Raw genomic sequence first — 11169 nt, 5'->3', positions numbered from 1 at the left:
CTCGCCCCGCCCCTCCCGCGCCGGCTCCCCCCCCCCCACAACCCCCCGCCCCCCCCCCCCCGACTCTACAACGCAGGTGTCAACGCGCCGCCAGCCACCCGATCACGCCTTCCGCAGCACGCAGGCCACTGGCGTAGCACGCGGTCAGCAGGTAGCCACCTGTCGGCGCCTCCCAGTCCAGCATCTCGCCGGCACAGAACACGCCGGGCACTGCCCGCAGCATCAGGCCATCATCCAGCGCATCCAGGCGCACGCCACCGGCGGTGCTGATCACCTCGGCCATCGGCCGGGGGCGCAGCAGGCGCAGGGGCAGGCGCTTGAGCGTAGCTGCCACGGCAGGCAGGTCGTTGCCCGCTTCCTTGCCCAGCATCTCGAACACCAGTGCGGCTTTCACTGCATCCAGGCCGGCCTGGCGGCGCAGGTGCTCGCCGAAACTGCGACCCTTGCGCGGGCGTGACAGGTCGGCCAGCAGGCGTGCTTCATCGCGGCCCGGTACCAGGTCCAGCCACAGCATCGCGTGGCCATCGCGGTTGATGGTCTCGCGCAGGTCTGCGGCCAATGCGTAGATCAGGCTGCCTTCGATGCCGTACTCGCTGGCCACGCACTCGCCCTGCAGCGACTGCGGTTGTCCCGCCAGGTCCAGCCAGTGCGCGACCACCGGCTTCAACGGTGCGCCGGCATTGCGCTCGGCGAAGAACGGCGTCCAGTCCACGTCGAAACCGCAGTTGGCCGACTGCAGCGGTGCGATATCCACGCCACGTGCCTGCAGTGGCGAGACCCAGGCGCCGTCGCTGCCCAGCTGCGGCCAGCTGCCGCCGCCCATGGCCAGCACGGTAGCATCGGCATGCACTTCAACGGCGCCGTCTTCGGTTTCAAATCGCAGGGCGCCGTCGTCGCTCCATCCGATCCAGCGGTGGTTGGCGTGCAGGCGCACACCCTGTTCTTTCAGGCGGCGCACCCAGCCGCGCAGCAGTGGGGCTGCCTTGCGGTCGACCGGGAACACGCGGCCGGAGCTGCCCACATAGGTCTCCACGCCAAAGCCGGCAGCCCAGTCGCGCAGCGCCTGCGCGTCGAAGCCGTCCAGCCAGCGTCCCACGGCAGAGGCCTGCTCGCGGTAGCGGCTGTCGAACAGCGGCCGCGGATCGGAATGGGTGAGGTTGAGCCCACCCTTGCCGGCGATCAGGAACTTGCGGCCGGGCGAACCCTTGGCCTCGTACAGGTCGACCTCCAGCCCAGCGGCGCGCAGGCGCTCGGCGGCAAACAGGCCGGCCGGGCCGCCGCCGATGACGGCGACCCGCGGTGACGTTGCGGTATTACGGTTTGACATCGAGCAGCTCGACATCGAACACCAGCGACGAGCCGGCCGGGATCGGGCCAACCCGGCGGTCGCCGTAGCCGTAGTCCGGCGGGATCATCAGGGTGCGCTTGCCGCCGACCTTCATGCCGGCCACGCCCTCATCCCAGCCGCGGATGACCTGGCCGGCGCCGAGCGCGAAGGTGAACGGTTCGCCACGGCTGACCGAGCTGTCGAAGGTCTTGCCGTGCTTGGTTTCGGTGCGGTTGTCGTAGATCCAGCCGGTGTAGTGCACGGTGACCTTGCTGCCGGCAACGGCTTCGGTGCCGGTGCCCGGGACGGTATCGATGCGCTCGAAGGTGGTCAGGGTGCCACCCGGCGGTGGGCCGGACGGTTCGGTCGAGCAGCCAACGGCGGCGAGGGACAGCAGCAGGGGAAGCAGCAGGCGGCGCATCGGGCGTCTCCGGAAGGGCGCAGGGCGAGGGCGGCAAGGGTAGCGCATCGGCGCCGGGTATCATGGGGGGCATGGCAAAACTCCTGCTCAATCTGCGCAATGTCGGCGACGACGAATACGCCGATGTCTGCACGCTGCTCGACCAGCACGGCATCGCCTGGTATCGCACCGAACCCAGCCCCTGGGGCATTTCCAACGGCGGCCTGTGGCTGCGCGAGGACGCCGATCATCCGCGTGCGAAGGCGCTGATGGCCGAGTACCAGGCCGAACGCGGGCCGCGCATCCGTGCCGAGCGCGAGCAGGCGTTGCGCGAGGGGACGGCGGAGACCTTCGGCAGCCTGTTCCGGCGCCGGCCGGTGTATGTGGTGCTGGTGCTGCTGGCGATGGCCGGTGCGGCGGCGCTGGTGCTGCTGCCGTTCGTGCTGTTGCGGGGATAAGGGGTTTCGGCCGGGTTGCACCCGGCACCCGCCGATGCCAGGGCAACTACAACAGCAACAGCAACAGCAGGCAATCCGTGGTGGGCAGGGCGGTGCGGGCAGGCGGGACACGCCGTAAACCCCGCTCCGCGGCCCGGCCCAGCCGTTGGCGGCTGTGCGTTCGGGCGCTTGCGAAGCAGTGCTTCGCCAGCAAAGCGCCCTCACCCTTGGGGGCTCGATGGCGCCATCCATGGCGCCAACGGTCCCGCCTGCCCACACCGCCACGCCTCTGACAGATTCCGGGTGCCTGCCGGGGTCGGATCCCTCTGCTGCGCAGAGGGCTCTGACCCCTGAATCTGTCCGTGCGGGCGGGAGGCGCTAAAATGGCGGGATGATCGCCAATACCGCTGCCTACCATTTCGCCGTCATCGACGCCCCCCAGGCCCTGTGCGACCAGTTGCTGGCGCGTGCCGAGGCGGCGCAGCTGCGCGGTACGATCCTGGTGGCGGGCGAGGGGCTGAACCTGTTCCTGGCCGGTGCGCCGGAGGCGGTCGAAAGTTTCTATGCGGCGCTGCATGCCGATGCGCGCTTTGCCGATATGCGGGTCAAGACCAGCCTGAGCGAGCATCAGCCGTTCGCGCGGCTGAAGGCCAAGGTGAAGGACGAGATCATCAGTTTCCGCCGTGATGACGGCCAGCCGCTGGAGTATCCGCGTGCACCGGCGGTCGATCCGGCTACCGTGCAGCGCTGGTTGCGGCAGGGGCATGATGACGCCGGCAAGCCGGTGGTCATGCTCGATACGCGCAATCTGCAGGAAGTGGAGTACGGCACCTTCAAGGATGCGCTGGTGCTGCCCATCCACAAGTTCACCGACCTGCCCGAGGCATTGGCGCCGCACCGCGAAGCGCTGAAGGACAGCACCGTGGTCAGTTTCTGCACCGGCGGCATCCGCTGCGAGAAGGCCGCGCTGTGGATGGTCAACGACGGCATGGACAACGTGCTGCAGCTCGACGGCGGCATCCTCGGCTACTTCGAGGAGGTGGGCGGCGAAGGTTACGAAGGCCGCTGCTTCGTGTTCGACGAGCGCGTGGCGCTGGATGCCGAGCTGAAGCCAATGGTCGACCAGCCGCTGCCGGAGCCGCGCCCCAGCGCGTTCTGACGCTTCCTTGGTAGAGCCGGCGGCTGGTCGGCTGCGAAGCGATCTACCTGTATGCCGGCCAGCGGCCGGCACTACCAATCGCGCTTGGCGCGGATCAGGGCACCCCGGATCGGTCCGGCGGGCCCTGAACCCGTCCCACGGGAATCAGCATCCCGCCACCGTCACTGGCCGCCGCGCCCGACCGACCCCATTCATGGGGGATCCTGTGACGGAAAACTGCTGATGATCCCGTTGTCGATCCTTGACCTGGCCCCGGTCTGCGAGGGCAGTGACACCACCGCTGCCTTCGCCAACATGCTGGAACTGGCCCAGCACGCCGATGCGCTGGGCTACCGCCGCTACTGGCTGGCCGAACACCACAATATGCCGGGCATCGCCAGTGCGGCCACCGCCGTGCTGATCGGCCACGTCGCCGGTGGCACAAAGCGCATCCGCGTCGGTGCCGGCGGCATCATGCTGCCCAACCATGCGCCGCTGCAGGTGGCCGAGCAGTTCGGCACGCTCGCCTCGCTGTATCCGGACCGCATCGACCTCGGCCTGGGCCGTGCACCGGGCACCGATCAGCCGACCGCGCGTGCACTGCGCCGCTATTTCGACAGCGCCGACCAGTTCCCGCAGGACGTGCGCGAGCTGCTGCATTACTTCGAACCGGTACAGCCCGGGCAGGCGGTGCAGGCGGTTCCGGGGGGGGGGCCTGCGGGTGCCGACCTGGATCCTCGGTTCCAGCCTGTTCGGTGCGCGTATGGCCGCGTCGATGGGCCTGCCATACGCGTTCGCCTCGCACTTCGCACCGGACGTGATGGACGAAGCGCTGGCGGTGTACCGCCGCGAATTCCGCCCCTCGGCCACGCTGAAGCAGCCGCACGCGATGCTGGCCCTGAACGTCGTTGCCAGCGACAGCGAAGCCGAATCGCGGCGCCTGTTCACCAGCCAGCAGCAGAGTTTCGTGAACCTGCGTCGTGGCCGACCGGGCAAGATTCCGGCACCCATCGACGACATCGAGTCCTTCTGGGAGCCGCACGAAAAAGTGGGCGTGGAACGGGCACTGGCCTGCACCGTGCTGGGAGATCCGCAGCAGGTGGCGGAAGGCATCGCCGCGTTTGTCGAGCGCCACAAGCCGGACGAGCTGATGCTCACCGCCAACCTGTATGACCACCGCGCGCGCCTGCGCTCGTTCGAACTGGCGATGCAGGCCTGGCACGCCCGCCACGCGGGCTGAACAATTGCGTCACGGCCCATTGCGGCCGAACCGCGTCTGATGGGGGCTCATATCGAAGGAGCCCCCACATGGCCGACACCCGCGCCGAACACATTGCCCAACTGGCAGAACTGATCAAGGACGTGGAGGTGGCGATGTTCACTACCACCGGCGTCGACGGACGACTCTACAGCCGGCCGCTGGCCACCCAGCAGGTCACCTTCGACGGTGATCTGTGGTTCGTCATCACTGCCGACAGCCCGAAGGTGGCCGAGATTGCGCTCGACCCGCGCGTCAACGTGGCCTATGCCTCGCCATCGAAGAACACCTATGTGTCGGTGGCCGGGCGCGCGCGCGTGGTTGATGATCGCGCGAAGATCGAGGAACTGTGGTCGCCGGCGATGAAGCTGTTCTTCCCGGGCGGCAAGGACGACCCGAACCTGCGCATGATCCAGGTGCGCGCCGACTCGGCCGAGTACTGGGATGGACCGGGCACGCTGCTGGGCACAGCGCTGAGTTTCGTGTTGTCGGCCGTGCAGGACGAACCGGCGGCGTTGGCCGACAACGGATTCATCGACCTTCGATGATGGCCGATGTCCAGTATTGGTAGTGCCGGCCGCTGGCCGGCAAACCTGGAAACGTGGCAGCCGGCCAGCGGCCGGCTCTACCGGATTCCGGCTCAGAACCAGCGCTGGAACAGTTCCACCGTGTAGCCCACCAGCTGCCCCGAACTGAAACCAAAGAAGGCGATCGCCGCCAGCGCCGCGATCCAGTTGAACAGCATCAGTGCGCCATCGCGTTCCAGCAGCGCCAGCGAGAACAGCAGCAGCTGGAAACCGAACAGGAAGTTGGTGAACGGAATCGGCAGCGACAGCAGCGCGCCCAGCAGCACCAGCAGCAGGCCGGTGAAGGCATGCGCCGGCAGGGGTGTCAGCAGCTGCGGCAGGCGCGGCTTCAGCATCTTGTCCAGGCGCCGCAGCGGGCGATCGATGCGGTCCAGGAAACGGTGCATGGTGCTGCGCTTCGGTCCGCGTCGGGCAATGAAGCCAGGCAGCCAGGGCCGGCGAAGGCAGCACAGCATCTGCAGGCCGATCAGGATCACCAGCGGGCCGCTGACCGCCCCACCCATGCCCGGAATAGGAATGAACGAGGGCAGGATCGCCACGAACAGGAACACGCCGAACGCGCCCTGCTGCAGGTTGCACAGGATCTGGCCGAGCGGCATGTGCTCGGCCGGGTCGCCGGAGGCGAACATCTCCAGCAGGGTCCGGATGCCCTCGTTACGGTAGGCCGGGCGCTCCGCGCCCGGACCCCGGCCGGCCTCAGGCGGTGAGCTCATCGGCGTGCTCGTCGGACAACGTGCGCAGCAGCAGCTTGTCCACGCGCGCACCATCTAGGTCAACCACTTCGAAGCGCCAGCCCGCCCAGTCGAAGTACTCGCCTGCGTGCGGAATGCGGCCGAAGTAATGGATGCACATGCCGGCCAGCGTGTAGTAGTCGCCGTCCTCGGCGTCGGGCAGGTCGTTGCTGCCGATCAGTTCGCGCACGTCTTCGATCGGCAGCGAGCCGTCCACCAGCAGCGAGCCGTCTTCGCGGGTCACCACCAGCGCGTCCTCGTCGGCGTTCTCCACCGCCTGCAGGCGGCCGACCACCGCGCCCATCAGGTCGCTGATGGTCACCAGGCCCTGGATCTCGCCGTACTCGTCCACCACCAGTGCCATCGACTGCTGTTCCTCGCGGAAGATTTCCAGCAGCTTCATCGCGTGGGTCGATTCGGAGACGTACAGGGGTTCGCGCAGGGTCTGGAACAGCGCGTTGTCGCCGCGCGCCATGCGCGTGGCCAGCGATTTCAGTTCGAGCACGCCGACCACGTCCATGTCGTTGTCGCGGTACACCGGGTACCGGGAGAACTCGTGTTCGGCCATGATTTCCAGGTTGCGCTCCAGCCCGGCCTGAGTATCCAGCCACGCGATGCGGTTGCGCGGGGTCATCAGGCTGTCGGCGGTGCGGTCGCCAAGGCGCATGACGCGGTTCATCATGTCGCGCTCGTGGGCATCGATCACGCCGGCCTCGTGGCTTTCGGCGACCAGCATGCGGATCTCTTCTTCGGTCACCGAGGCGACTTCATCCTTGCCCAGGCCGAACAGGCGCAGCACCAGCTGGGTGGTCCTGGACAGCAGCCAGACGAAGGGCAGGGCCAGCTTGGCCAGCCAGCTCATCGGCATCGCCACCAGGCCGGCAATGGCCTCCGAGCGGGTCAGTGCCAGGCGCTTGGGCACCAGTTCGCCGAAGATCAGCGTGATGAAGGTGATCAGGCTGACCGCCAGCGTGGTACCGACGTTGCCGGCGTAGGCAAAGCCTGGCATCAGGCCCTGGATCCAGCCGGCGAAGGCTTCACCCAGTGCTTCACCACCGAGGTAGCCGGTCAGCACGCCGATCACGGTGATGCCGATCTGCACAGTGGACAGGAAGCTCTCCGGCTTCTCCGACAGCTCCAGCGCCTTGGCGGCACGCTTGGAGGTGGCGGCCATCTGCTTCAGGCGGCTCTTGCGCGAGGTCATGACCGACATCTCGGACATGGCGAAGAAGCCGTTCAGCAGAACAAGCGCGAAGACAATCAGGATCATTTCAAACACGGGCGTCGTCCCCGGTTGGTGGCAGGGAGGGCGGGTGCTTGCGATGGCGGCAGGCGCTCAGGAACGGGGTCCGGCGCGGCGCTGGGGGATAAGGGTCGTCGTCCATAAGGTGCGCCCGAAGGCGCGCTGGCATCTTAGCAAAGGGGCGTGGCAGGGTGGCAACCGCCTGTTCAGGTTGGGGCTTCCAGAGCCCCGGAAGGGGGCAGGGATACCCGTGATGGTCATCTAGCCGTCATAATTCCGTCTGGTGCCGTCCTTCCCGCGACGGCTGACAGGTTTCTCAATGTTCTCTCTGCAGACCATTTTCGGTTCCGGCAAACAGTTCTACACCCTGCTCGATGAGGCTGCCGTCGCGGCTTCCGACGCCGCCAAGGCGCTGCATTCCATGCTGCGCGAGGCCGACCGCCAGCCCGCGCTGGACGCCTTCAAACTGGCCCGCCTGCGCGAACGCGCGGCCTCGGACAAGATCAGCCAGGCGCTGGTGGACAGCTTCATGACCCCGATCGAGCGCGAAGACATCGAAGCGCTGGGCTCGGCGCTGTACAAGATTCCGAAGCAGATCGAGAAGTTCGCCGATCGCTATTCGCTGGCCACGACCCACCTGGAGCACATCGACTTCGCGCCGCGCGCGGCGATGCTGGAACAGGCTGCCGGCGTGGTGGTGGAGATGGTGGCCGACCTGCGCCACATGAACCTGGACCGGATGACCGCTCTCAACGAGAAGCTGCGTTCGCTGGAGAACGAGGCCGACCGCCTGATGCTCGAGCTGTACCGCGACATCTACTCGGGCCGCCTGGACAACCTGCAGATGTTCCTGCTGAAGGAATTCTTCGAGATCCTGGAAAAGGCCATCGATCGCTGCCGCGAGGCCGGCGTGGTGGCGTACCAGATCGTGTTGAAGAACAGCTGACGGACGCCGCCGCATGTTGACCCTTGTCCTGGTGGTGATCCTGGCCGCGCTCGTCTTCGAGTTCATCAACGGCTTCCACGACACCGCCAACTCCATTGCCACCGTGGTGGCGACCAAGGTGCTCTCGCCCGGCTGGGCGGTGATGCTGGCCGCCTTCATGAACCTCATCGGTGCACTGACCGGTACCGCGGTGGCGCTGACCATCGCTTCGGGCCTGCTCAACACCAACGTGGTCGACGTCACCCCGCAGGTGATCCTGTGCGCCCTGCTGGGCGGCATCATCTGGAACCTGATCACCTGGTGGAAGGGGCTGCCTTCCTCGTCCTCGCACGCCCTGATCGGTGGCCTCTGCGGCGCCGGCCTGGCCGCTGCCCACAACAACTGGGACGCCCTGATCTGGTCCGAGCGCCTGGGCAGCTGGGCGCAGAACAAGGGCCTGCTGTGGAAGGTGTTCGTGCCGATGATCACCTCGCCGATCGCCGGCTTCCTGCTCGGCATCGTGGTGATGGTGCTGCTGTGGGGCCTGATTGCCGGCCTGGCCAGGATCGGTGGTGCCATCGGTCGTCTGGCCCGCCCGCGCATCGTCAACGCCTTCTTCGGCAAAGCGCAGATCGCCTCGGCGGCCTACATGGGCTTCGCCCACGGCCACAACGACGCGCAGAAGACCATGGGCATCATCGCCATGACCCTGATCGGTGCCGAAGCCACCGGTGCGCTGGATGACCTGCCGTCGTGGCTGGCCTTCATGCACCCGGACGCCAGCGCCGGTGACGGCATCGCGATGTGGATCGTGCTGACCTGTGCGGTGGTGATGGCGGCCGGTACTGCCTCGGGCGGCTGGAAGATCATCAAGACCCTGGGTCACAAGATGGTCAAGCTGCACCCGATCCACGGCTTCGCCGCGGAGACCAGCTCGGCCACCATCCTGACCCTGGCCGCCCACTTCGGCATGCCGGTCTCGACCACGCACAGCATCTCCACCGCGATCATGGGCGTCGGCTTCGCCAAGAACCCGCGCTCGCTGAAGTTCGGCGTCATCGAACGCATCGTCTGGGCCTGGATCCTGACCATTCCGGCCGCGGGCGGCTGCGCGTACCTGATCCTGAAGCTGTTCGAGCTGTTCGGCTGGACCTGATCGCCGCGCCAAGGTGCACACGAAAAAGCCCGCCGGATACCGGCGGGCTTTTTTCATGGGCAGAGAATTCTTCCGGACACATCGTGTCGACCAAGGTCGACACCTACCAGAGCAGAAACAGGGATCCGCCCCCGTGCCGACCAACGGTCGGCACCCACCAACAGCGCACGAAAACTGTCGAAGGCGGGGTGGGATGGGCAGGCGGGGGTGCAGAGCGCCATGGATGGCGCTCTACGAGGCACGCAGGAGCAGTTTTTGCCGTCCCCCGCCTGCCTATCCCACCCCGCCAACCCACGGAAACCCTGCTTTTGCCGTTGCCGTTGCCGTTGCCGTTGCCGTTGCCGTTGATCCGGCAGGTGCCGGGCCGCAGGCCCGGCCGAACCCCTCAATTACGCTGGAACAACGCCTGCACATCCCTGCGGAACGCCGCCTGGCTGTCCGCCCGGCTGTAGAACATGTGCCCGCCCGGATAACTGCGCACCTGCACCCGGTCCGGATTGCTGCCCATCGCCGGCATCTGGTCCACCGTCAGGATCGACCCCATGAACGGGCACGACAGATCATTCCAGCCATGCACGATCAGCACCTGCAGATGCGGATCGATCGCCACCGCCTGCCGCAGCTGGGTCACCGCGCCCTGGCGCAGCTCGCCGTTGCGGTCCCACAGCCGGTTCACGTCGTAGTTCAGCGCCTGGTAGCGTGCATCCACCTTCCAGCCGACCACGCGCGTCACGAAGTCGACCATCGCCGTGGTGGTCGGCGCGATGATGCTGTCCAGCAGCGGATCGTTGGCGCGCTGTTCCGGATCATTCGGGAACGGATCGAACGCGGTCACGTTGGAGTCGTAGCGGCTGCCCAGCGTGCCCTTGTCGCGGAACACCTCACGCAGATAGGCCTGCGTCTCCAGTCGGCCACCGGCGCGGCGCACGAACTGCGCATCCAGCCCGGTCAGCTCGGTCACCCGGCGCAGCATCGCCTCGGTCGCCTGCGGATCGCTGCGGCCCTTCATCAGCGCAGTGGCGTAGTCGCCGCGGGTGTATTCCACCACGTCGCGCATCGCCGCATCGGTCAGTTTGCCCTGGCGCTCCAGGTGCGCTGCAGCGATCGACGGCAGCGTCTGCATCCACGCCATCGGCGAGACATCGGCGTTGTCTTCCAGGGTCGGGCTCAGGTAGGGCGACACCAGCACCAGGCCGTTCATCGCCACGCCCAGGCGGGTCTGCAGGAAGTGGGTGATGCGCGGGCCGCGGTAGCCGCCGTAGCTCTCGCCGGTCAGGTACTTGCGTGCACCCATGCGCTGGTTGCGCAGCAGCCAGTCGTAGATCGAGCGCGACAGGTATTCGATGTCGGCGCTGGGGTTGTACAGCTGCTTCTTCGCCTCGTCATCACCGATGCGCGCACGGCTGAAGCCAGTGCCGACCGGGTCGATGAACACCAGGTCGGTGAAGTCCAGCCAGGTGCCGGGGTTGTCGTGCAGGGTGGCCGGCGCCGATGCGCTGTCACCCTCCGAACCAAAGGTGACCACCTTGGGCCCGATCGCGCCCATGTTGAGGTAGACCGACGATGCACCCGGGCCGCCGTTGAGCGCGAAGGTCACCGGCCGGTCCTTGCCCGGCATCGTATAGGCGGTGAACACCACATCGGCGATCACCTTGCCCTTGGCATCGCGCACCGGCAGGGTGCCGACGGTGGCGGTGTAGTCCAGGGTGCGGCCGGCCAGGCGCATGCTCTGGCGGGCTGACGCATCGGCGGGCAGCGCGGGCGCTTCGGTCTTGTCGTCTTTCGGATCGGGCTTGGCCTCGGCGTCGGGCGCGGCCAGCACGCTGGCTGGGGCGATGAGCAGGCCGACGCAGAGCGCGGCAGTGTGCAGCAGGGACTTCATGGCACCGGATCGGCAGCGGAAGGGGGTTCCGATGCTAGGCCGGTGGAGGGCATGTCGTATGTGTCCAAAGGCATGGCCGCGCGTC

At 67.2% G+C, this 11169-nt stretch carries 10 protein-coding genes and 1 pseudogene; 6 read left to right on the top strand and 5 right to left on the bottom strand.

The genetic code is table 11. The features are described 5' to 3' along the window. Nucleotides 1-79: 79 nt before the first annotated feature. Together V3B25_RS04075 and V3B25_RS04070 are read right to left on the bottom strand one after the other, a co-directional pair. Nucleotides 80-1327 carry a TIGR03862 family flavoprotein gene (locus V3B25_RS04075; protein WP_329810145.1) on the bottom strand — a complete coding sequence of 416 codons (1248 nt, stop codon included), beginning with the start codon at nt 1325-1327 and terminating at the stop codon, nt 80-82. Next, nucleotides 1314-1748 carry an FKBP-type peptidyl-prolyl cis-trans isomerase gene (locus V3B25_RS04070; RefSeq protein WP_106467658.1) on the bottom strand — a complete coding sequence of 145 codons (435 nt, stop codon included), beginning with the start codon at nt 1746-1748 and terminating at the stop codon, nt 1314-1316. The genes V3B25_RS04075 and V3B25_RS04070 overlap by 14 nt, the downstream gene beginning before the upstream one ends. A gap of 71 nt (nt 1749-1819) precedes the next feature. Between V3B25_RS04070 and V3B25_RS04065 the strand changes: the two genes are divergently transcribed. The 4 genes and pseudogenes from V3B25_RS04065 (at nt 1820) to V3B25_RS04050 (ending at nt 5108) form a co-directional block, all read left to right on the top strand. Next, nucleotides 1820-2185 (top strand): DUF6164 family protein, encoded by a 366-nt coding sequence (locus tag V3B25_RS04065; RefSeq protein ID WP_032128940.1) that lies wholly within the window; start codon nt 1820-1822, stop codon nt 2183-2185. A gap of 370 nt (nt 2186-2555) precedes the next feature. Then, a complete protein-coding gene (locus V3B25_RS04060) occupies nt 2556-3323 on the top strand; it encodes a sulfurtransferase (protein ID WP_049421507.1) in 768 nt (255 codons plus the stop codon). A gap of 222 nt (nt 3324-3545) precedes the next feature. Continuing rightward, nucleotides 3546-4542: pseudogene (locus V3B25_RS04055) on the top strand (LLM class flavin-dependent oxidoreductase). A 68-nt stretch (nt 4543-4610) separates the two neighbouring features. Continuing rightward, nucleotides 4611-5108, top strand: a complete 498-nt coding sequence (locus V3B25_RS04050) for a pyridoxamine 5'-phosphate oxidase family protein (RefSeq protein ID WP_201118696.1) — start codon at nt 4611-4613, stop codon at nt 5106-5108. A 92-nt stretch (nt 5109-5200) separates the two neighbouring features. On the opposite strand, the gene V3B25_RS04045 is transcribed toward V3B25_RS04050, so the two are convergent. Next, nucleotides 5201-5860 carry an exopolysaccharide biosynthesis protein gene (locus V3B25_RS04045; protein ID WP_329810144.1) on the bottom strand — a complete coding sequence of 220 codons (660 nt, stop codon included), beginning with the start codon at nt 5858-5860 and terminating at the stop codon, nt 5201-5203. Beyond that, nucleotides 5844-7148, bottom strand: a complete 1305-nt coding sequence (locus V3B25_RS04040) for a hemolysin family protein (protein ID WP_049421505.1) — start codon at nt 7146-7148, stop codon at nt 5844-5846. Before V3B25_RS04040 ends, V3B25_RS04045 begins: the two co-directional genes overlap by 17 nt. A gap of 292 nt (nt 7149-7440) precedes the next feature. Here V3B25_RS04040 and V3B25_RS04035 point away from each other — a divergent pair, with 292 nt between their 5' ends. Beyond that, nucleotides 7441-8067: a DUF47 family protein gene (locus V3B25_RS04035; RefSeq protein ID WP_004152833.1), complete on the top strand. Its 627-nt coding sequence runs from the start codon at nt 7441-7443 to the stop codon at nt 8065-8067. A gap of 13 nt (nt 8068-8080) precedes the next feature. Further along, complete coding sequence (locus V3B25_RS04030) at nt 8081-9202, top strand: inorganic phosphate transporter (RefSeq protein ID WP_049421504.1); 1122 nt, start codon at nt 8081-8083, stop codon at nt 9200-9202. Nucleotides 9203-9587: 385 nt separating this feature from the next. Here the strand turns inward: V3B25_RS04030 and V3B25_RS04025 are convergent, their stop codons facing one another. Next, a complete protein-coding gene (locus tag V3B25_RS04025) occupies nt 9588-11084 on the bottom strand; it encodes a S10 family peptidase (RefSeq protein ID WP_032130111.1) in 1497 nt (498 codons plus the stop codon). Between the last annotated feature and the right edge of the window lie 85 nt (nt 11085-11169).

Source organism: Stenotrophomonas sp. SMYL8 (assembly GCF_036320065.1).
Taxonomy (GTDB): domain Bacteria; phylum Pseudomonadota; class Gammaproteobacteria; order Xanthomonadales; family Xanthomonadaceae; genus Stenotrophomonas; species Stenotrophomonas maltophilia_A.
Note: the sequence above shows the minus strand (reverse complement) of the source record. Positions and strands in the feature narration are given on the sequence as shown.